Raw genomic sequence first — 24962 nt, forward strand, 5'->3', positions numbered from 1 at the left:
GCGGCAGCTGAAAACGGACTTTCTCCTCAACCGTGACTTACCAGGCAGGTTACCCCATGCAGTTCAGCGAATTATTGGCAGCGATTTCCACCCATGCGATCCGTCTGCAACTGGAAGAAGGCGACCTGATCATCCTCGGTGACGACGAGGCGTTGGATGATGCGCTGTGGGATCAACTGATTGCTCACAAACCCCGGCTGCTGGAACTGGTGGCCGAGCATGGCGGTGACTGGCTGAGTCCGGCCTACCGCATTACGCCGGACATGCTGCCGCTGGTCAGCCTCGACCAGGCGGCTATCGACCGTATCGTCGCGGCCATTCCTGGGGGCGCGGCGAATGTGCAGGACATCTATCCGCTGGCGCCGCTGCAGGAAGGCATGCTTTACCACCATCTGTCGGCGGAGCAGGGTGACCCCTACGTGCTGCACGCGCATTTCGAGTTCGACAATCGCGCGCGTTTGCACGCCTTTACCGAAGCGTTGCAATGGGTGATCGATCGCCACGATATCCTGCGCACCTCGATAGTCTGGGAGCGTCTCGACGAACCGCTGCAAGTGGTGTGGCGCAAGGCAAGCCTGGCGTGCGAAGCCGTGGATTTCGATGCGCGCAACGACCGCATGGACCTGGGCCAGGCACCGCTGCTGCGCCTGGTGTTTACCCAGGATTCGCTCACCGGGTGTGTGGCGGCAACCCTGCTGTTTCACCACACCATCCTCGACCACACCGCCCTGGATGTGGTGCGCCATGAAATCCAGTTGTACCTGGCTGGCGAGCAAGCCCAGGCGGGAGAACCGGTGCCGTTTCGCAGCTACATCGCCCAAGTGCGCCATGGCGTCAGCGAGCAGGCCCATGAGGCCTTTTTCCGCGAGATGCTGGCGGATATCGAGGAACCGACACTGCCTTTCGGTTTGCAGGACGTACAGGGCGACGGCCTGGGTATCGATGAGGCACGCCTTGCCGTCGACAGCGCGCTGAGCCGCTGTCTGCGCACCCTGGCGCGGCCGCTTGGCGTGAGCGTGGCGAGCATGATGCACCTGGCGTTGGCGCGCGTATTGGGCGTGGTCTCTGGGCGCGACGCGGTGGTGTTCGGCACCGTGATGCTCGGCCGCATGGGCGCGGGCGAGGGCGGTGAGCGGGCCCTGGGCATGTTCATCAACACCTTGCCCTTGCGCGTAGACGTGGGCGAGCAGAGCGTGCGCGCCGGGGTCAAGGCGACTCACGAACGCCTCACCACCTTGCTCAACCACGAACATGCCTCCCTGGCGCTGGCCCAGCGTTGCAGTGGCGTTGCCGCACCGACGCCGCTGTTCAGCGCCATGCTCAACTACCGCCACAGCGCCGCCACGGACATGGCCGAGGTGATCGAGATCGCCGAGGGCATCCGCGTACTCAGCGGCGAGGAACGCACCAACTACCCGCTGACGGTCAACGTCGATGACCTGGGTGAAGATTTCGCCCTGACCGTGATGGTCGACGCGTCCATCGGTGCCGAACGTGTCGCCACCTACCTGCATACCGCTCTGGAAAGCCTGGCCGAGGCCCTTGAACAGCGACCGGATACGCCGCTCAGCGGCCTGACTATCCTGCCCGACACCGAACGCCAGAGCCTGTTGCATCGCTTCAATCACAGCCCCGCGCTTTACGCCGACACCGCCCTGATCCACCAACACGTCGAAACCCACGCCGCCGCCCAGCCTGAAGCCATTGCCTTGCGCTTCGACAACCAGCGCCTCACCTACCGCCAGCTCAACGAGCGCGCCAACCAAGTCGCCCACCGCCTGCTGGCCCAGGGCATCCGCCCGGATGACCGCGTGGCGATCTGCGTGGAGCGTGGCCCGGAAATGATCATCGGCCTGCTGGGCATCCTCAAGGCCGGCGCCGGCTACGTGCCGATCGACCCGGCGTACCCGCTGGAGCGCATCGCCTACACCCTGGCCGACAGCGAACCCTTGGCCGTGTTGGTACAAGCCAACACGCGCCATCTGGTTGGCGACTTGCCACAGGTCGACCTCAACGGCCTGCGCGGTGAATCCATCGTCAACCCGCGGGTCAACGTCAGCCCGGCCCACCTGGCCTATGTGATCTACACCTCCGGCTCCACTGGCCAGCCCAAGGGCGTGATGATCGAGCACCGCCAGGTCGCCCGCTTATTCACGGCCACCGAGCACTGGTTCGACTTCAACCGCAACGACGTCTGGGCGCTGTTTCACTCCTTCGCCTTCGACTTCTCGGTCTGGGAAATCTGGGGCGCACTGATGCACGGCGGCCAGTTGCTGATCGTGCCGCAACTGGTCAGCCGCTCACCGGACGAGTGCTACACGCTGCTGTGCGAAGCGGGCGTGAGCATCCTCAACCAGACGCCCAGCGCCTTCCGCCAATTGATCGCCGCACAAGGCCAGAACCCGCAGTCCCATTCCCTGCGCCAGGTGATCTTCGGCGGCGAAGCGCTGGAGCCGGGCATGCTCAAGCCCTGGTACGCCCGGGCGATCAACGCCGGCACGCAACTGGTGAACATGTACGGCATCACCGAAACCACCGTGCACGTGACCTACCGCGCCCTGGAGGCGGCGGACGCGCAGTTGGTGGGTGTCAGCCCGATTGGCGTGCGCATTCCCGATTTGCAACTGTATGTGCTCGACGCGCGTCGCGAGCCGTTGCCGCTGGGTGTGGTCGGTGAGTTGTACGTGGGCGGCGCCGGTGTGGCGCGCGGTTACCTCAACCGTGACGCGCTGACCGCCGAGCGCTTCCTGCCCGACCCGGCCACCGGTCTGCGTATGTACAAGACGGGTGACCTCGGTCGCCTGCTGGCCGACGGCAGCGTCGAATACCTGGGCCGCAACGATGACCAGGTGAAAATCCGCGGTTTCCGCATCGAACTGGGCGAGATCGAAGCGCACCTAGCCAGCGCCGAGGGTGTGCGTGACGCCGTGGTGATCGCCCGTGAAGACGCGCCGGGTGACAAGCGCCTGGTGGCCTACGTGATTGCCGAAGGCGCACTGCGCGCCGCCGACCTGCGTGACCACCTGCTGCTGAGCCTGGCCGAACATATGGTGCCCAGCGCCTTCGTGCAGTTGGATCAATTCCCGTTGACCACCAACGGCAAGCTTGATCGCAAGGCACTGCCCGCACCGGACGCCGATGCCCTCGCTCGACGGGGCTATGAAGCCCCCCGAGGCGCGGTGGAAAACGCCATCGCGGCGATCTGGCAAGACCTGCTCAAGTTCGAGCACGTGGGGCGTGACGACAACTTCTTCGAACTGGGCGGCCATTCGCTGTTGGCGGTCAAGCTGATCGAACGCATGCGCCAGGTCGACCTCAGCGCCGACGTGCGTGTGCTATTCGGCCAGCCGACCCTGGCGGCACTGGCGGCGGCGGTGGGCGGGCAGCAAGAGGTGCAGGTCCCGACCAACCTGATAACCCACGCCACCACGCACATCACCCCGGACATGCTGCCCCTGGTGGAACTGGACCAGGCGGCCCTCGACCACATCATCCAGCGCGTGCCCGGCGGCATCAGCAACGTGCAGGACATCTACGGCCTGGCGCCGTTGCAGGCCGGTATTCTCTATCATCACCTGGCAACCACCGAGGGCGATCCCTACGTGTTGCAGGTGCAGTTCAGCTTCAACGACCAGGCGGCGGTGGACGCGTTTATCCAGGCCCTGCACAGCGTGATCGAGCGCAATGACATCCTGCGCACCGCGATCCTCTGGGAAGGCCTCAATGAGCCGGTGCAGGTGGTGTTGCGCCAGGCCGCGCTGGCCGTCGAGCGTATCGACGAGCCTTTTGAGCAACTGCAGCAACGCTTCGATCCTCGCCACTTCCGCCTCGACCTGAGCCGTGCCTCGCTGATGCGTTTTGCCTACGCCGAGGAACAGGGCCGTTTCGTCGGCATCCTGCTGCTGCACCATATCCTGCTGGACCACACCGCCCTGCAGGTGTTGGTGGAAGAAATGAGCGCGAGCCTGTCCGGCAACAGCGCGCAATTACCCGACGCGGTGCAGTACCGCAACTATGTGGCCCAGGCACGGCTTGGGGTCAGCCAGGCGCAGCACGAAGCATTTTTCAGCGAGATGCTTGGCGATATCGACGAGCCGACCCTGGCCTTCGGGTTGCAGGACGTGAATGGCGACGGCAGCGGCATCCTTGAAGCCCACCTGCCACTGGAACCGGCCTTGAGCCTGGGCCTGCGCGAACAGGCGCGGCAATTGGGCGTGAGCACGGCGAGCCTGGTGCACCTGGCCTGGGCGCAGGTGCTCGGGCAGGTGTCCGGCCAGCAGGCGGTAGTGTTCGGCACCGTGTTGCTGGGGCGCATGCAGGGCGGCGAGGGCGCTGACCGGGCGCTGGGGATGTTCATCAACACCTTGCCGCTGCGCGTCAGCCTGGGCAGCGTCGGCGTACAAGCCGGTGTACGCGCCACCCACGCGCGCCTGGCGCAGTTGCTCGGGCATGAGCACGCGTCGTTGTCCCTGGCCCAGCGTTGCAGTGGCGTGCCGGGTTCGCTGCCGTTGTTCAGCACCTTGCTCAACTATCGTCACAGCGCGCCGGGCGAGGCGCCGGGGCACAGCCCGTTCGCGGCCTCCGGCATCCAGATTCTCAGTTCCGAAGAACGCAGCAACTACCCGCTGGTGCTCAACGTCGATGACCTGGGCACAGGCTTTGCCCTGACCGTACAAGGCGTGGCGAGCCTGGACGTGCAGCGCGTGGGCGACTACATGCTCACCGCGTTGCGCCACCTGGTGACCGCCTTGCAGCAGGCGCCCACCACACCGCTGCAGGCCGTCTCGATCCTGCCGGCCGCCGAGCGCCACCAATTGCTGGTGGACTTCAATGCCACCGCCCGTGACTACCCAGCGCACCTCACCGTGCATCAACTGTTCGAAGCCCAGGCGCTGGCCCGTCCGGAAGCGGTGGCAGCGGTGCATGGCCCGCTGTCGTTGAGCTACCGCGACCTCAATCGGCGCGCGAACCGCCTGGCCCATCACCTGCTCAACCAGGGCGTGCAGCCGGGCGAAAGCGTGGCGATTGCGCTGCCACGTTCGCTCGACCTGTTGATCTGCCAACTGGCGATCCTCAAATGCGCGGCGGTGTATGTACCGCTGGACGTCAATGCGCCGGTCGAGCGCCAGGCATTTATCGTGCAAGACAGTGGCGCGCATCGGGTGCTCAGCAGCCTGGTCGACCTGAACCTGGACGGCCTGTCGCCGCGTAACCCTGAACTGCCCCAGTCCTCGGAGAGCGTCGCCTATATCCTCTACACCTCCGGTTCCACCGGTGCGCCCAAAGGCGTGCAAGTGCCGCACCGCGCCATCTCGCGACTGGTGCTCAATAACGGCTATGCCGAGTTCAACGCGCGGGACCGCGTGGCGTTCGCCTCCAACCCGGCGTTCGACGCCAGCACCCTGGATGTGTGGGCGCCGTTGCTCAATGGCGGTTGCGTGGTGGTGGTCGAGCACGCGGTGCTGTTGTCCCAGGCTGCGTTCGCTGCGCTGTTGCAGGAGCAATCCGTCAGCGTGCTGTGGATGACCGCGGGGCTGTTCCACCAGTACGCCGATGCGCTGATGCCGGTCTTCCACCAGTTGCGCTACCTGATTGTCGGCGGTGACGTGCTCGACCCGCAGGTGATCAGCCGGGTGCTCGAACACGGCAAACCCCAGCACCTGCTCAATGGCTACGGGCCCACCGAAGCCACCACGTTTTCCACCACCTTTGAAATCACTCGGGTCGGCGAGGGCGGTATTCCCATCGGTAAGCCGATCGCGAATGCCCAGGCCTACGTGCTGGACGCGCGCCAGCAACCGGTGCCGCTGGGCGTGGTCGGCGAGCTTTACATCGGCGGTGCGGGCGTCGCCACGGGCTATTTGAACCAGCCGCAACTGACCGCCGAGAAATTCATCCCCAACCCGTTTGGCGACGGCGTGCTGTACCGCACCGGTGACCTGGCTTGCTGGCAGGCCGACGGCACCTTGCTGTACCAGGGGCGCAACGACCTGCAGGTGAAGATCCGTGGTTTCCGTATCGAGCCCGGCGAGATCGAAACCTGCCTGGCCAGTTTCCCTGGCGTGAAAGACACCGTGGTGCTGGCCCGTGAAGACGAGCCGGGCGACAAACGCCTGGTCGCCTATTACACGGCCGGTGCGGCGCTGGAGATCGAAGCCCTGCGTGCGCATTTGCAGGGCCAGTTGCCGGACTACATGGTGCCGTCGGCGTATGTGTGGCTGGAGCTGTTGCCGCTCACCGCCAACGGCAAACTCGACCGCAAGGGTCTGCCGGTGCCGGATCAGAGCGCGCTGTTAAGTCGCGGTTTTGAAGCCCCGGAAGGCGAAGTGGAAACCCAACTGGCGCAGATCTGGCAGGACGTGCTCAAGCTGGAGCGGGTCGGGCGTCACGATCATTTCTTCGAACTGGGCGGGCATTCGTTGCTGGCGGTCAGCCTGATCGAGCGCATGCGCCAGGTCGGCCTGAGCTGTGACGTACGCGTTTTGTTCAACCAGCCAAGCCTGGCGGCGCTGGCCGCTGCAGTGGGCAGCGGCCGGGAAGTCGTGGTGCCGGCCAATGGTATTCCGCTGGGTTGCACGCAGATCACCCCGTCGATGCTGACGTTGGTGCAGCTCGACCCGGCGTCCATCGAGCGTATTGTCGCGAACGTGCCGGGTGGTGCGGCGAATGTGCAGGACATCTACCCACTGGCGCCGTTGCAGGAAGGCATTCTTTACCACCACATCAGCGCCGAGCAGGGCGATCCGTACCTGCTGCAATCGCGCATGGCGTTCGACAGCCTGGAGCGTCTGCATGGGTTCATGGGCGCGCTGCAACAGGTGGTGGCCCGCCACGACATCCTGCGTACCGGCGTGGTCTGGGAAGGCCTGGACAGCCCGGTGCAAGTGGTGTGGCGCGAGGCGCAGCTGGTGGTTCAGGAGGTTGCCCTGGACCCGGCGGACGGCGGCATCATCGAGCAGCTTCACGCACGCTTCGACGCTCGCCACTACCGTCTGGATATCACCCAGGCGCCGTTGCTGCGCATGGTGTATGCCCAGGATCCGCAGCACAACCGGGTCGCCGCGATCCTGCTGTTCCACCACTTGGCGCTGGACCACACCGCCATGGCCGTGGTGGGCCAGGAGATGCGTGCGTTCATGTTCAACCAGGCCCAGGACTTGCCCGTGGCGGCGCCGTTTCGCAATTACGTGGCCCAGGCGCGCCTGGGCGTCAGCGTGGAGGAGCACGAGGCGTTCTTCCGCGACATGCTCGCCGACGTGGAGGAACCGACCTTGCCGTTTGGTGTGCAGGACGTGCAGGGCGATGGGCGTGATATCGAAGAGGCCGAACAGCCGGTGGACGCCGCGCTGGCTCGGCGGGTGCGCGAGCAGGCGCGGCAGTTGGGGGTCAGCGCGGCGAGCCTGATGCACCTGGCCTGGGCACAGGTGCTGGGGCTGGTGTCCGGGCGTGACGACGTGGTGTTCGGCACCGTGTTGATGGGCCGCATGCAGGCCGGTGACGGTGCGGACCGCGCGCTGGGCATGTTCATCAACACCCTGCCGCTGCGCGTCGACGTGGCGGCGACTGCCGCTGCTGCGGTCAAGGCGACTCATGGGCGCTTGAGCGCCTTGCTCGGCCATGAACACGCGTCCCTGGCGCTGGCCCAGCGTTGCAGCGGCGTGGCGAACGCATCGCCGTTGTTCAGTGCGTTGCTCAACTACCGTCACAGCAGCCCCGACGAAATGGCCCGCGATGGCCATGGCATCTGGGAAGGCGTGCAATTGCTCGGCGGTGAAGAGCGCAGCAACTACCCGTTGACCTTGAGCGTGGACGACTTGGGTGAGGGCTTCGGCCTGACCGTGTTGGCGCTGCCGCAGATCGGCGCCCAGCGCCTGTGCGCCTACATGCACAACGCCGTGGAGCAGTTGGTGGCCGCCTTGGAAAGTGCACCGCAGACCGCGCTCAACCAACTGCCGATGCTGGCGGCAACGGAGCGCGAAACCCTGCTGCGCGACTTCAACGCCACCGTCCATGATTTCCCGCAGGGGCAGACCGTCCACGGTGCCTTTGAGGTCCAGGCCGAACGCCAACCCCAGGCCGTCGCGGTGCTGCAAGGCGGTGAGGCGTTGACCTATGAACAACTCAACCAACGCGCCAACCAACTGGCCCATCACCTGCTGGCACTCGGTGTACAGCCCGACGACCGTGTCGCGCTCTGCTGCCGTCGCGGCCCGCAGATGCTGGTGGGCTTGCTGGGCATCCTCAAGGCCGGTGCCGGTTACGTGCCCATCGACCCGGCGTATCCCGCCGAGCGCATCGCCTACCTGCTGCACGACAGCGCACCCGTGGTGGCGGTGGCCGAAGCCAGTACTCGCGCGTTATTGGGCGAGGTCGCCAGCGTAGACCTGCATGACCCACGCTTGCAGCACCTCGCCGTCACCAACCCACCACTCAACACGCTTACCCCGGCGCACCTGGCCTACGTGATCTACACCTCCGGCTCCACCGGCCAGCCCAAGGGCGTCATGGTGGAACACCGTACCGTGGAAAACCTCGTGCATTGGCACTGCGAAGCCTTTGGCCTGGGGGCCGCGGGCCACACCAGCAGCGTCGCCGGGTTTGGTTTTGATGCGATGGCCTGGGAGGTGTGGCCGGCACTGTGCGTGGGGGCCACCTTGCACCTGCCGCCGGCCAACGTCGGCAATGAAAACATCGATGAACTGCTGGCCTGGTGGCTGGCGCAGCCGCTGGACGTCAGCTTCCTGCCGACGCCGGTGGCCGAATACGCCTTCAGCCAGCAGCTGCAACACCCTACGTTGCGCATCCTGCTGATCGGCGGCGATCGCCTGCGTCAGTTCACTCACGAGCGGCGCTTTGCGGTGATCAACAACTACGGCCCCACCGAGGCCACTGTGGTTGCCACCTCCGGCCGCGTGCGCGCGGGGCAGGTGTTGCATATCGGTCGGCCGATCGCCAATGCCAGCGTCTACTTGCTGGACGCGCAATTGCGCCCGGTGCCGGTGGGGGTGACGGGCGAGCTGTATGTGGGCGGCAGCGGTGTGGCGCGGGGTTACCTGAACCGGCCCGACCTGACTGCCGAACGCTTCCTGCAAGACCCGTTCAACGCCGGGCGCATGTACCGCACCGGCGACCTGGCGCGCTGGCTGCCCGATGGCAACATCGAGTACCTGGGCCGTAACGATGACCAAGTCAAACTGCGTGGCGTACGGGTGGAACTGGGGGAAATCGAAAGCCGCCTGGCCGCCCTGGACGGCGTCGGCGAAGCGGTGGTACTGGTGCGCGAAGGTCGCTTGATTGCCTGGTTCACCGCACAGCAACCGCTGGACATCGACACCCTGCGCACGCAGCTGCAAGCCCAATTGCCCGATGCCCTGGTCCCGGTCGCCTATGTGAAGCTGCACGCATTACCGGTGACCGCCAACGGCAAGCTCGACCGCAAGGCGCTGCCGGAACCCGATCACGCCGCGCTGCTGACCCGCGCATACGAAGCGCCCCAAGGCGAAGTTGAAACCACCTTGGCGCGCATCTGGGCCGAGGTCTTGCACGTCGAGCAGGTCGGGCGCCATGACCACTTCTTCGAGCTGGGCGGCCATTCTTTGCTGGCCGTCAGCCTGATCGAACGCATGCGCCAGGTCGGCCTGAGTGCCGATGTGCGCGTGCTGTTCAGCCAGCCGACCCTGGCCGCACTGGCCGCCGCCGTCGGCAGTGGTCGCGAAGTGCAGGTGCCGGTTAATCGCATTCCCGCCAACTGCCGGCGCATTACGCCGGACCTGCTGACCTTGGTGGAACTCGACCAGGCAACGATCGACCAAGTGGTCGCGCAAGTACCCGGCGGTACGGCGAATGTGCAGGACATCTACCCGCTGGCGCCGTTGCAAGAGGGCATTCTCTACCATTACATCACCGCTGAGCAGGGCGACCCGTACCTGCTGCAAACGCACCTGGCGTTTGACAGCCTCGAACGTCTCAACGCCTTCACCCAAGCGTTGCAACAGGTGATCGATCGTCACGATATCCTGCGCACCGGCGTGGTCTGGGAGGGCTTGGCGCAACCGCTGCAAGTGGTGTGGCGCACCGCCGAACTGCAGGTGCAGGCGCTGCACCTGCAAGGCGATGTACTGGCCGGCCTGCACGAACGTTTCGATGCACGACGCTATCGCCTGGACATCAGCCAGGCCCCGCTGATCCGCCTGATGTATGCCCAGGATCCCGCCCATCAACGGGTGGTCGCGGTATTGCTGTACCACCACATCGTCCTCGACCACACCGCGTTTGACGTCGTGCTGCGGGAAATGCAGGGCTTCCTGCTCGGCCGGCAAGTGCCAGCGGCTGCACCGATGCCGTACCGCAACTACGTGGCTCAGTCGCGGTTGGGCGTGAGCGAACAGGAGCACGAAGGCTTTTTCCGCGCAATGCTTGGCGACATCGACGAGCCGACCTTGCCCTTCGGCTGGCAGGACGTCCGCGGCGACGGCAGCGCCATCGAGGAGCACAGCCTGCGCCTGCACAGCGACCTCAACCGCCGCTTGCGGGCCCAGGCCCGGCTGATGGGGGTGAGCACGGCGAGCCTGTTTCACTTGGCGTGGGGCCAGGTGCTGGCGGCGACATCGGGCCGCCACAGCGTGGTGTTCGGTACCGTATTAGTCGGACGCCTGCAAGGCGGCGAGGGCGCAGACCGCGCCCTTGGGGTATTTATCAACACCTTGCCGCTGCGCCTGGACATCGACGGTCAAGGCGCACGTGCCGCCGTACGGGCGACCCACGAACGGCTCAGCGCCTTGCTCGGCCATGAACACGCGTCCCTGGCGCTCGCCCAGCGTTGCAGTGGGGTCGCTGCCCCGGCCCCGCTGTTCAGCTCAATGCTTAATTACCGTCACCGTGGCGCGGCCACCCGCTCGCAAGAGGCGCAGCAGGCCTGGGAAGGCATGCAGACCCTGGTCAACGACGGACGTACCAACTACCCGTTGACCTTGAACGTGGACGATTTGGGCGATGGCTATGACATCACCGCCCTGGCACGCGTCGATGCGCAACGCGTGTGCGATTACCTGCAGACCGCGCTGTCGGGCCTGGTCGAGGCGTTGGAGCACGCGCCGCAACACGCGCTCGATCGTTTGCCGATCCTGGGCGCCGAAGAGCGCAATAAGCTGCTGGTCGAATTCAACTCAACCGAGGTGCCGTACGATCTCGATCAGACCCTGCAGGGGCTGTTCGAAGCCCAGGCCGAGCGCACGCCGGAGGCGGTGGCGGTGATTGCCGCAGAGCAACGGCTGACCTACCAGGCACTCAACGAACGCGCCAATCGCCTGGCCCATCATCTGCGTGAGCGCGGCGTACTGCCGGATACACGGGTGGGGATCTGCCTCGAGCGTGGCCTGGACATGGTGGTCGGCCTGTTCGCCATCCTCAAGGCCGGCGGCGCCTACGTGCCGCTGGACCCGGCCTACCCCCAGGAGCGCATCGCCTACATGCTGCAGGACAGCGCGCCGGTGGTGGTCCTCGCGCAAGCAACCACCCATGCGCTGCTGGGCGACGTGCCGGTGATCGAGCTTGATCACGTCACGTGGCAGCACCAGCCCGCGACCAACCCCCAGGTCCCGGGCCTGACCGCTCGCCATGCCGCCTACGTGATCTACACCTCCGGCTCCACCGGCGAGCCCAAGGGGGTGATCAACGAGCACGCCGGGGTGGTCAACCGCTTGCTCTGGATGCAGGACGCCTACGGGCTCAACGCGGAGGATGCGGTGCTGCAGAAAACCCCGTTCAGTTTCGACGTGTCGGTGTGGGAATTCTTCTGGCCACTGTTTACCGGTGCGCGCCTGGTGATGGCGCGTCCGGGCGGGCACAAGGACCCGGCCTATCTGTGCGAAGTGATCGAGGCGCAGCGGATCACCACCTTGCACTTCGTGCCGTCGATGCTCGACGTATTCCTCGCCCATGGCGATGTGAGCCAGGCCGAAGGGTTAGTCCGTGTGATGTGCAGCGGCGAAGCCCTGCCGGGCAGCCTGGTGCGGCGCTTCAAGCAGCAATTGCCGGGCATCGGCCTGTACAACTTGTATGGCCCCACCGAAGCGGCGGTGGACGTGACCGCCTGGAACTGTGCGCGGCCCGAGGTGCCGGACAACACACCGATTGGCAAACCCATCGCCAATACCCGCATGTACGTACTGGATGCACAGTTGCAACCGGTGCCATTGGGCGTGGTGGGCGAGTTGTTTATCGGCGGGGTGCAGGTGGCGCGGGGTTACTTGAACCGTGCGCAACTGACGGCCGAGCGTTTCCTCAAGGACCCGTTCACCGGCGGGCGCCTGTACCGCACAGGGGACGTGGGCCGTTACCTGCCCGATGGCAATATCGAGTACCTGGGGCGTAACGACGACCAGGTAAAAATCCGTGGCCTGCGTATCGAACTGGGGGAAATCCAGGCGCGCTTGAGCGAACACGCATCGGTCAAGGACGCCGTGGTGGTGGCCCGCGACGAGCGCCTGGTCGCCTACTACACCGGCGAGCACACGCCCGTCGAAAGCCTGCGTGCCCAACTGCTATTGCACCTGCCGGACTTTATGGTGCCTGCGCTGTTCGTGCACCTCGACGCGCTGCCCTTGAGCCCCAACGGCAAACTCGACCGCAAGGCCCTGCCGGCACCGGGCATGGACGCACGGCGGGTACGCGCGTTCGAAGCCCCCGAAGGGGACACCGAAATCCTGCTGGCCCGGCTCTGGGTTGAACTGCTCAACGTGGAGCGGGTAGGGCGGCATGACAATTTCTTTGAACTGGGTGGGCACTCGCTGCTCGCCGTCAGCCTGATCGGGCGCTTGCGCCAGGAAGGCATGGAAGCCGACGTGCGCGCGTTGTTCGAACAGCCGACCCTGGCTGGCTACGCCGCATTGACTGAACGAATGGAGATCGTCCTGTGAGCATCAACCAACTGCTGGCGACGCTAAAGACCAAGGACATCCAGCTGGCGCTCAAGGGCGAACAGCTATCGGTGCAGGGCAACAAGCAAGCCTTGAGCGACCCGGCAATCCTCGCCGCCTTGCGCGAGCACAAACCGGCGTTGATCGAACTGATCAAGGCCGGTGAATACTCGGCGACGAAGGCGGGCGTGGTCGACGTGCCCGCCAATGGCATCCCGGCGGACGCCGAACGCATCCTGCCGGCGATGTTGACGTTGTCGACGCTGAGCCAGGACGAGATCGACCGTATCGTCGCCAGCGTCGACGGTGGCGTGGCGAATATCCAGGACATCTACCCGCTGGCGCCGTTGCAGGAAGGCATTCTGTTCCACCACGTCAGTGCCGAGCGGGGCGACCCGTACGTGATGCAATCGCAATTTTCCTTCGACAGCCTGGAACGTTTCGAGGCGTTTGCCCAGGCGCTGCAAGCGGTGATGGACCGTCACGACATCCTGCGCACAGGGGTGGTCTGGGAGGGCGTGCAGCAACCGTCGCAAGTGGTGTGGCGCCGCGCGCGCCTGCCGGTGCAGGCCTTGGCGTTGGACCCGGCCGACGGCGACATCGCCACGCAACTGCACGCCCTGTTCGATGCTCGCCACTATCGCCTCGACGTGTCCCAGGCGCCGCTGCTGCGTCTGGTGCGGGCCGAAGACGTGGCCAATCAACGTATCGTTGCCAGCCTGCTGTTCCACCATATGGCCCTTGATCACAGCGCCCTGGAGGTGGTGTGCCACGAGCTGCAGGCCTACCTGTTAGGGCAGGGCGCGGCGTTGGGCCAGGCCGTGCCGTTTCGCAATTATGTGGCTCAGGCGCGGTTGGGGATCAGCGAGCAGGAACACGAACACTTCTTTCGCCAGATGCTTGGCGACATCAGCGAACCCACCTTGCCGTTTGGCTTGAGCGATGTGCAGGGCGATGCGCGGGGCATTAACGAGGTACACCTGGCGCTGCCGGCGGTGCTGTCGCAACGGCTGCGCGCACAGGCACGGCACCTGGGGGTCAGCGCAGCCAGCCTGTTCCATTTGGGGTGGGCGCAGGTGCTGGGGGTGTTGGCCGGCAAGGAACAGGTGGTGTTCGGCACGGTGTTGATGGGCCGCATGCAGGGCAGTCATGACACAGACCGGGCGCTGGGTATCTTCATCAACACCTTGCCGTTTCGCGTGGACGTGGGCAGCGAGGACGTGCGCGCCGGGGTCAAGGCGACTCATGCGCGGCTGACGACGTTGCTGCGGCATGAACACGCACCGTTGGCGCTGGCCCAGCGGTGCAGTGGCGTGGTGGCGCCGACGCCGTTGTTCAGCGCCTTGCTCAATTATCGCCACAGTGCCTCGGCCGCCAGTGACGAAGCGATCTCGGCCTGGCAGGGGATCGCTGCGCTGAGCGCAGAGGAACGTACCAACTACCCCTTGACCCTGAGTGTCGACGACCTTGGCGATGACTTTGCCCTGAGCCTGCTGGCCAGCAACCTGGTCGATCCGCAGCGCGTGTGTGCCTACGTGCAAACCGCCTTGGAGAACCTGTTGACCGCGCTGGAGCAGGCGCCAGGCACTGCGCTCAACCAAGTGCCAGTGCTTCCGTTCGCCGAGCAGCAGTGGTTGTTGGAACACTTCAACGCCACCCACACGGATTTCCCCCGAGGCACCACGCTGCACGGGCGCATCGAAGCCCAGGCCGCGCTGACGCCTGATGCGATTGCCGCCGTGCACCAGGGCCGCCAGCAGACGTATGCCGAACTCAACCAGCAAGCCAACCTGCTGGCCCATCACTTGCTGGCGTTGGGGGTCATGCCCGACGACCGCGTTGCCATCGTTGCCCGCCGTGGCCTGGACACCCTGGCCGGCCTGTTGGCGATTCTCAAGGCCGGCGCCTGCTATGTGCCGGTGGACCCGTCGCACCCGGCCGAGCGCCTCAACTACCTGCTCAGCGACAGCGCCCCGGTGGCGGTGTTGACCCAGCAGGCCTTGCTGGAACGCCTGCCGGCCCTGGATGTGCCGGTGATCAACCTCGATCGCTACACCTGGCAGCACCATTCGGCGAGCAACCCCAAGGTGGCGGTCACGCCGTCCAACCTCGCTTATGTGATTTACACCTCCGGCTCCACCGGCCTGCCCAAGGGCGTGATGGTGGAGCACCACACCGTCGCCAATCTGGTGGACTGGCATTGCAACGCCTTTGACCTGTGCGCCGGGCGCCACACTGCCAGTGTTGCCGGGTTCGGCTTTGACGCGATGGCCTGGGAAGTCTGGCCGGCGCTCTGCGTCGGCGCGACCCTGCACCTGCCACCGGCCCATGACGGCGCCGAGGATGTCGACGCGCTGCTGGCCTGGTGGTGCGCGCAGCCCTTGGACGTGTGCTTCCTGCCCACGCCGGTGGCCGAGTACGCCTTCAGCCAGCAGATCGAACACCCGACGCTGCGCACCCTGTTGATCGGCGGTGATCGCCTGCGCCAGTTCGGCCGGGCGCAGCGCTTTGACCTGATCAACAACTATGGCCCCACCGAAGCCACGGTGGTCGCCACCTCCGGCAAGGTCGAGGCCGGCCAGCCGTTGCACATCGGCAAACCCATCGCCAATGCCACGGTGTACCTGCTGGATGAGCAGCAACGGCCGGTGCCGCTGGGTGTGGCGGGAGAGTTGTACGTCGGCGGCAAAGGTGTGGCGCGCGGCTATCTGAACCGCCCGGAGCTGACCGCCGAACGCTTCCTGCACGACCCGTTCAACGCCGGGCGCATGTACCGCACCGGCGACCTGGCGCGCTGGCTGCCGGACGGCAATCTTGAGTACCTGGGCCGCAATGATGACCAGGTGAAGATCCGTGGCATGCGCATCGAACTGGGCGAAATCGAAGCCCAACTCAACCAGTTGGCGGGTATCCAGGAAGCCGTGGTGCTGGTGCGTGAAGAGCGGCTGGTGGCGTATTTCACCGAAAACCGCCAACTCGACCCGCTGGTGGTGGCCGAACTCCGCGCCCACCTGGTGGCGCATTTGCCGGACTACATGGTGCCGGTCGCCTACGTGAAGCTGGACGCGTTGCCCCTGACCGCCAACGGCAAGCTCGACCGCAAGGCCCTGCCGGCGCCGGACATGGCCGCCGTGTTTACCCGCGAGTACGTGGCCCCCGAAGGTGAAATCGAAAACGTGCTGGCGCAGATCTGGGCCGATGTGCTGCAAGTGGAGCGGGTGGGGCGTCGCGATCATTTCTTCGAGCTGGGCGGGCATTCCCTGCTGGCCATGCGCATGGTCTCGCAGATCCGCCAGCGCCTGGGAGTGGAGTTGCTGCTCGGCGACTTGTTTGCCAATGCCGAACTCGCGGCGGTCGCCGAGGTGTTGGCCCAGTCCGGTCGCAGCGCCTTGCCGGATATCCTCCCGGCCAATCGTGACGAAGACACGCCGCTGTCTTTCGCCCAGCAGCGCCTGTGGTTCCTGGCGCTGATGGAAGGCGCCAACACCGCCTACAACATTCCTATCGGCCTGCGTCTGCGTGGGCAGTTGCACGTGGAGGCGCTGCAACGCGCGCTGGCCCGCATCGTCGCGCGCCACGAAACCCTGCGCAGCCGCTTTGCCCAGCACGGCGATGACGCCCAGGTATTAATCGTACCCGCCGAAGACGTGCTGCCCCTGCAAGTGCAGGACCTGCGCCGTCACCCGCAACCCCAGCAGGCGCTGGACGCGTTGATCCACGGCGAAGCCTCGGCACCCTTCGACCTGGAGCGCGGCCCGCTGCTGCGCGGGCGTTTGGTGGTCATGGCTGACGATCACCATGTGTTGCTGCTGACCCTGCACCACATCGTCTCCGATGGCTGGTCCATGGGCGTGCTCACCCGTGAACTGATGGCGCTGTACCAGGCGTTCAGCCACGGCCAGGCGGACCCGTTGCCGCCGTTGCCGATCCAGTACGGCGACTTCGCCGTGTGGCAGCGCCTGTGGCTCAGCGGTGAAGTGCTGCACCGCCAGAGCACCTATTGGCAGCAGACGCTGGCGGGTGCGCCGGCCTTGCTCACGTTGCCCACCGACCGCCCGCGCCCGGCAGAGCAGGACTACGCCGGCAGCAGCGTCGACGTGCGCCTGGACGAACGCCTCACCGCCGGGCTCAAGGCGTTGAGCCAACGTCACGGCACTACGCTGTACATGACCCTGATGAGCGCCTGGGCCTCGTTGCTCGCGCGGTTGTCCGGGCAGCAGGATGTGGTGATCGGCTCACCCGTGGCCAATCGCACGCGCAGCGAGGTGGAAGGGCTGATCGGCCTGTTCGTCAACACCCTGGCGGTGCGCATCGATACCTCCGGCGAGCCGAGCACCGAGGCGCTGCTGGCGCGGGTCAAGGCCCAGGCCCTGGCGGCGCAGGCCCACCAGGACCTGCCGTTCGAGCAAGTGGTGGAAGTTACCCGCCCGCCGCGCAGCCTGGCCCACAGCCCGCTGTTCCAGACCCTGCTGACCTGGCAGGACAGCAGCGCGCCGACCCTGGCCCTGGGCGACCTGGCTTTGGAAGGTATCGTCGAGAACAGCCACTTTGCCAAGTTCGACCTGTCCCTGGACCTGGGGGAAGTGCAGGGCACGATCATCGGTGCCTTGGAATACGCGGTAGCGCTGTTCGATGAGTCGACAGTGCAGCGGTATATCGGTTACTTCACCCGGGTGCTGCAGGCCATGGTCGATAACGACCAGGCGGTGCTGGAGCAGGTGCCGCTGGTGGACGAGCGGGAGCGTCAGCATCTGCTGTTCGACTTCAATGCCACCGATGTGGCGTACAACCTCGACCAGACCTTGCATGGCCTGTTCGAAGGGCAGGCGATGCGTACGCCGGATGCCGTGGCCGTCAAGGCCGGTGACCAGGTATTGACCTATGCCGAGCTGAATGCGCGGGCCAACCAGCTCGCTCACCACCTGTTGGCGCTTGGCGTACAGCCGGATTCACGGGTGGCGATCTGCGTCGAACGGGGCCTGGACATGGTCATCGGCCTGTACGCGATCCTCAAGGCCGGTGCCGCCTATGTGCCGCTGGACCCGGCGTATCCGCTGGAGCGTATCGCCTACATGCTGGAAGACAGCGCACCTGTCACGGTGCTGGCCCAAGGCGCGACACGTGCATTGCTGGGGGACGTGGCGGTGGTCGACCTGGACCAACCGACCTGGCAGCACCAACCCGTCGACAACCTGCCAGTGGCTGGCGTCAGCGCCTACGTGATCTACACCTCCGGCTCCACCGGCCAGCCCAAGGGCGTGATCAACGACCACCCCGGCGTGGTCAACCGCCTGCTGTGGATGCAGGACGCCTATGGCCTGCAAGCCCATGACCGGGTGCTGCAGAAAACCCCGTTCAGCTTCGATGTGTCGGTGTGGGAGTTCTTCTGGCCGCTGTTCACCGGCGCCTGCCTGGTGATGGCGCGCCCTGGCGGCCACAGAGACCCGGCCTATCTGTGCGAGGTGATTGCGGCTGAGCGCATCACCACGCTGCACTTCGTGCCGTCGATGCTGGATGTGTTCCTGGCCCATGGCGATGTGAGCCAGGCCGAAGGGTTAGTCCGCGTGATGTGCAGCGGCGAAGCCTTGCCCGGCAGCCTCGTGCGGCGCTTCAAGCAGCAGTTGCCAGGCAGCCAGTTGCATAACCTGTATGGCCCGACCGAAGCCGCCGTCGATGTGACGGCCTGGAACTGCGCCGGTGCGGTGACGCCGGACAACACACCGATTGGCAAACCGATCGCCAATACCCGTATGTACGTGTTGGATGCCCACCTGCAGCCGGTGCCATTGGGCGTGGTCGGCGAGTTGTTCATCGGCGGCGTACAAGTGGCACGCGGCTACCTGAACCGGCCTGAATTGACCGCCGAGCGTTTCCTCAAGGACCCGTTCACCGATGGCCGCCTGTACCGCACCGGTGACGTCGGCCGCTACTTGGCGGATGGCACGCTGGAGTACCTGGGACGCAATGACGATCAGGTGAAAATCCGTGGCCTGCGTATTGAATTGGGGGAGATCCAGGCACGCCTCACCGACTACCCGCCGGTCAGCGAAGCCGCCGTGATCGCCCGCGACAATCGGCTGATTGCCTACTACACAGGCACGTTCAGCGACATCGACGCGTTGCGCGCTCACCTGCTGAACCATCTGCCGGAATTCATGGTGCCGGCCATTTTCGTGCATCTCGACGCCTTGCCGCTGAGCCCCAACGGCAAGCTCGACCGCAAGGCACTTCCCGCGCCGGGCCTGGATTCAGTGGTGGCGCGTGAGTACGAAGCACCCCAGGGCGATACCGAAATTGCCTTGGCCAGCCTCTGGGCCGAACTGCTCAACGTTGAGCGCGTGGGCCGTCACGACAACTTCTTCGAGCTGGGCGGGCACTCGCTGCTCGCGGTCAGCCTGATGGGACGCATGCGCCGCCTCGGGTTGTCAGCGGATGTGAAGGTGTTGTTCGGCCAGCCCACGTTGTCGGCCTTGGCGGCGGCACTGGGCGGTGGTCGTGAAGTCGTGGTGCCGGACAACGGCATTGCGGCCGATTGCGCTTATATCACCCCGGACATGTTGCCGTTGATACCGCTGGATCAGCCGGCCATCGAGCGTATCGTCGCCTGCATCCCCGGCGGTGCGGCGAATGTGCAGGACATCTACCCGCTGGCGCCGTTGCAGGCCGGCATGCTCTATCACCATCGCGCGGTGCAGACCGGCGACGACTATGTGCTGCGGGCGCAGTTTGCGTTCGACAGCCCGCAGCGGATGCACGCGTTTGCCCTGGCCTTGCAGGCGGTGATCCAGCGTCACGACATCCTGCGTTCGTCGTTCCATTGGGACGGCCTGGAAGAGCCGGTGCAGGTGGTATGGCGCGAAGCCCCGCTGTGCGTCGAAAACGGGCCGGTGCCGGAACGGCTCGATGTGGCCCAGGCACCGCTGATGCGCCTGGTGTGCACCGAGGACACTGCCACGTTGCTGTTTCACCACTTGGTGATGGACCACGTCGCCCTGGAGATCCTGCAACACGAACTGCAGGCGTTCCTGTCGGGCACGCAGCACACGTTGGGCGCGGCTGTGCCGTACCGCAACTATGTGGCCCAGACCCGCGTGGGCGTTGACGATCACGAGGCGTTCTTTCGTGAGATGCTCGGCGAGATCGATGAACCGACACAAGTCGACAGCCTGGGCCGCACGGAGCAAGTGCAACGGGCCCTCGACCCGGCGTTGAGCCAACGCCTGCGTACTCAGGCGCGCCAGTCCGGGGTGAGCGCCGCCAGCCTGATGCACCTGGCCTGGGCCCAGGTGCTGGGCAAGGTCTCGGGCCGCGAGCAGGTGGTGTTCGGCACTGTGATGCTCGGCCGCCTGCAAGGCGGTGAAGGCGCCGAGCGCGCCATGGGCGTATTCATCAACACCCTGCCGCTGCGGGTCGACCTGGGCCAGCACTCGGTGCGCGACGCCTTGCGGGCCACTCACACGCGCCTGACCCACTTGCTCAGCCATGAGCAGGCGCCGTTGGCATTGGCCCAGCGCTGCAGTGGCGTGCCCGCAACGACGCCACTGTTCAATACGCTGTTCAACTATCGCCACAGCGCGCCGCAAGCGGCAACCGAGGCGTTACAGGGTATCCAGTTGCTCAAGGCCGAAGAGCACAGCAACTACGGCCTGTCGTTGAGCGTGGATGATCTGGGTCAGGGGTTCTCCCTCAAGGCCGTGGGGCAGGGCGCCCGCCGTTTGTGCGATTACCTGCAGGTTGCCGTGGAGCAGGTGGTGCAGGCGTTAGAACAGGGCGGTACGACTGCCATCAGCCACGTGCCGATCCTGCCCGCCGCCGAACGCCAGCAGCTGCTGGATTTCAATGCCACCACGCGGCCCTTTCCGCGCGAGCACACGGTGCAACGCCTGTTCGAAGCCCAGGCCCAGGCCCGTCCTGCTGCGTTGGCGGCGCTGCAGGGCGAGCAGTCACACGGCGTCGTGACAATGAGTTACGGCGAACTCAACACGCGCGCCAATCGCCTGGCTCATCATCTGATGGGCCTTGGGGTGCGTCCCGCCGATCATGTGGCGATCCTGCTGCCGCGCTCGCTGGACCTGCTGGTCAGCCAGTTGGCCGTGCTCAAATGCGCTGCCGCGTATGTGCCGCTGGATATCAACGCCCCCGCCGAGCGCCAGGGCTTCATGCTGCAGGACAGTGGTGCGGCGTGGCTGCTGACCCGCAGCGACGCCTCCGTTGACTACCCGGCGCAGCGCCTGGACCTGGACACTCTGGTCCTCGATCCGCAACCGAGCCACAACCCGGACCTGTCGCAGTCCTCCGACAGCGTGGCGTACATCATGTACACCTCTGGCTCTACCGGCACGCCCAAAGGCGTATTGGTGCCCCATCGCGGCATCACGCGCCTGGTGCTCAACAACGGCTACGCCGACTTCAACGCCAGCGACCGCGTGGCCTTTGCCTCCAACCCGGCGTTCGACGCCAGCACCATGGACGTATGGGGGCCGTTGCTCAACGGCGGCCAGGTGCAGGTGATCGACCACGCCACCTTGCTCGATCCGACGGCCTTTGGGGTGGCCTTGGCGGATGTGACGGTGCTGTTTGTCACCACGGCGCTGTTCAACCAGTACGTGCAACTGATTCCCCAGGCCCTGGCGGGCTTGCGCATCCTGCTGTGCGGCGGCGAGCGTGCCGACCCGGCGGCATTCCGCAGCCTGTTGGCGCGTGCGCCGGCGTTGCGCGTGGTGCATTGCTACGGACCGACTGAAACCACCACTTACGCCACTGCCTACGAAGTCCGGTCGCTTGCGGAGGACGCCGACAGCGTGCCCATCGGTCGACCGATTTCCAATACACAGATCCATGTGCTGGATGCGCAGTTGCAGCCGGTGCCATTGGGCGTGACCGGTGAAATCTGCATCGGCGGGGATGGCGTGGCCAAGGGGTACTTGAATCGACCGGCGCTGACGGCTGAAAAGTTTGTGCGCGACCCATTCGACGCAGACGCCTTGATGTACCGCACCGGCGACCTCGGCCGCTGGACGGCGGGCGGCCTGCTGGAATGCATCGGGCGCAATGACGACCAAGTGAAAATCCGTGGTTTCCGCATTGAATTGGGCGAGATCGAAGCGCGCCTCACGACCTTCGCGGGTATTCAGGATGTGGTGGTGCTGGCCCGCGAGGACGCGCCGGGAGACAAGCGCCTGGTGGCGTATTTCACCTGGGCCGATGAACCCGTCGCCATCGACAGTGTGCGCGCCTACCTGCAGGGCCAACTGCCGGAATACATGCTGCCGTCGGCCTTTGTGCCGCTGGCGCACCTGCCGTTGACGGCCAACGGCAAGGTCGACCGCAAAGCCTTGCCGGTGCCTGCCCTGGAAGCCTTGAACCGCCGCGATTTCGAGGCGCCAGCCGATGCACTGGAGCAGAGCCTGGCGGCGCTGTGGACCGAGGTGTTGAAGGTGGAGCAAGTCGGTCGTCATGACAGCTTCTTCGAGTTGGGCGGGCATTCATTGCTGGCGATCCGGCTGGTCAGCCTGATGGACGAAGCGGGGTTGGCGGTGTCGCTGGCCGAGCTGTTCCAGCACGCCAGCGTGGCCTCGGTGGCCGCGATGCTGCGCCAGCGTACGGATGCGCCGGTGCGCGACACCTCGGTGATCACGGTGCGCAGCAGCGGGACGCAAGCGCCGTTGTTCCTGGTCCATGAGTTCAGTGGCATGGACGTGTATTTCCCGGCGCTGGGCCAGCATCTGCCCGGTGACTATCCGATTTACGGGCTGCCGGGCTTAGCGCTGGGCGAGCCGTACCTGAACACCATGGAAGGCCTGGCGGCGCGGCTGGTCGGGTTGATTCGCGGCATTCAACCCCATGGGCCTTACCGGGTCGCCGGCTGGTCGTTCGGCGGGGTGCTGGCCTATGAAGTGGCAATGCAACTATTGGGGCTGGATGAACCGGTGGCATTCCTCGGTTTGATCGACAGCTACGTGCCGCGCATGACCGACCAGGGCAAGGCGCGCTGGAGCGGGCCGGACGCGCTTAAGCGGCACTTGTTGTTGCAGTGCACGGCGTATTGGAAAGCACAGGGAGGTGTGGATGAACTGGCGAGCCTTGGGCAATTGGAGTCGCAGATTGGACAGCTGGACTTTGCGGGCCTGCTGCGACGCTGTCGCGATCAAGGTCTGCTATACGCGCAAATGGCGGCGGCTGCGGACGCGGACCTCTTGAGCTTTATCGAACGGGAAGTCGGGCACGGGCATGCGCTGGCGCACTACAGCGTGTTCCCGTTGCCGGTTGCGGTGCATCTGTTCAGCGCGAGTGAGCGTCCGACCGAGTTGTCACGACGCAGTGATTCGCTGGGTTGGATCGATGCCTTGGCGCCAGGGCAATTGCGCCAGGTGGAGGTGCCGGGAGATCACCAGAGCATGATGCAGGCGCCGCATATCCAGGCGCTGGGGCAGGCGCTGACCGAGGCCTTGGCGACGAGTGCGCCGGTGGTTCAGGCGCAGCATCAACCGTTGCTGCGAATTCAGAGTGGCCGGGCGGGGTATGCGCCGGTGTTCTGCGTGCCGGGGGCCGGAGATAGCGTCACCGGGTTTGTGGGCCTGGGCGAAGCGCTGGGGCGCGACTGGCCGCTGTTCGGCTTGCAGCCGCGCGGGTTGGAGGGTCAGGCGGTGCCCCATAGCCAGGTGGAAGCGGCGGCGCGGTGTTACTTGGCGGCGCTGGAACAGGCGTGTCCGCAGGGGCCGGTGCATTTGGTCGGGCACTCATTTGGTGGTTGGGTCGCGCTGGAGATGGCGTTGCGGTTGCAGGCGGCCGGGCGGGAGGTGGCGTCGTTGACGGTGATCGACAGTGAGTCGCCTGGGGGCGCCGCGAAGGTTTACACCACCACGGCGGCGTTGATGCGCTTGATTGAGGCGATGCAGTTGTCGGCCGGGAAATCGCTGGGGATTGATCGGGTCGACTTTGCCGGGTGTGATGAGGTGACGCAGCGCCAGCGGCTACACGCAGGGATGGTCGGCGTTGGGTTGTTGCCGGGGCGCGCGGCGGTGGATGCGATGGATGGGCCGGGGCGGACGTATGCGGCGGCTTTGCGCACGGCGTATCGGCCTGTTCAGCGTTTTAACGGGATGGTGCGGTTGGTATTGGCTGAAGACCCAGCGCTGGATGCGGCGGGGAATCAGCGGGAGCAGGGGGGGATGATTGAGGGGTGGCGGCGACAGGGGAGTGGGTTGCAGGTTTGGTATGGCGGGGGGAATCACTTTACGTTGCTCAAGGCGCCGAATGTTTTTGGGTTGGCGCGGTGGTGGTTGGGTGGGGTTGTGGTTGGGGAGGTGGTGTCTTGAGGTTTTGCTTGGGGTACATATCCGTTGCTGCGGTAACGGCGGCTTATGGTTTCGCTCTTACAGCGGGTCACTTTTGGAAAGGCCCAAAAGTAACCCAAAGGCCTTCGCCCCACCACTCGGTGCCTCGCCTAGGCTCGGCATGCCCTCACTCCGGCTTTGGAGCGTGGGCCGCCGCGCTGGGCCATCCTTGGCCCAGCGCGGCTAACCCGGCGTTCTGCCCGCGTGGTTTTACGGGGCGCCGAAGATCAAAAGCCAAAGCAGGGCGCGGCGGCCTTAAAGCCGACCGGTATTGCGATTGTCGATCGCGGTCCAAATGTGGGAGGGGGCTTGCCCCCGATGGCGGTGTGTCAGTTGATGCATCTGTGGCTGTCCCACTACTATCGGGGGCAAGCCCCCTCCCACAATTTGATCTCCATACATCAGGTAGATATCAGTCCGCGGCTAACTCGGCGTCCTGCCGGGTTACCCACGCTCTAAAGCCTGTGTTCGGCCAGCGTGGGTTTACGGGGCGCCGAAGGTCAAAAGCCAAGGCAGGGCGCGGCGGCCTTAAAGCCGACCGGTATTGCGATTGTCGATCGCGGTTCAAATGTGGGAGGGGGCTTGCCCCCGATGGCGGTGTGTCAGTTGATGCATCTGTGGCTGTCCCACTACTATCGGGGGCAAGCCCCCTCCCACAATTTGATCTCCATACATCAGGTAGATATCAGTCCGCGGCTAACTCGGCGTC

The 24962-nt window shown here is 65.5% G+C and carries 2 protein-coding genes; both read left to right on the top strand.

Annotation, left to right across the window (positions count from 1 at the left end):
- Window positions 1–56: 56 nt before the first annotated feature.
- A complete protein-coding gene (locus AC3ZU9_RS16880; RefSeq protein ID WP_490091013.1) occupies window positions 57–12917 on the top strand; it encodes an amino acid adenylation domain-containing protein in 12861 nt (4286 codons plus the stop codon).
- A complete protein-coding gene (locus AC3ZU9_RS16885) occupies window positions 12914–24235 on the top strand; it encodes an amino acid adenylation domain-containing protein (protein ID WP_490091014.1) in 11322 nt (3773 codons plus the stop codon). Before AC3ZU9_RS16880 ends, AC3ZU9_RS16885 begins: the two co-directional genes overlap by 4 nt.
- Window positions 24236–24962: the final 727 nt, after the last annotated feature.

Source organism: Pseudomonas sp. A39 (genome assembly GCF_058145955.1).

Coding starts and splice junctions, on each gene's coding strand:
- AC3ZU9_RS16880 (WP_490091013.1), top strand. CDS start 57: ATGCAGTTCAGCGAATTATTGGCAGCGATTTCCACCCATGCGATCCGT.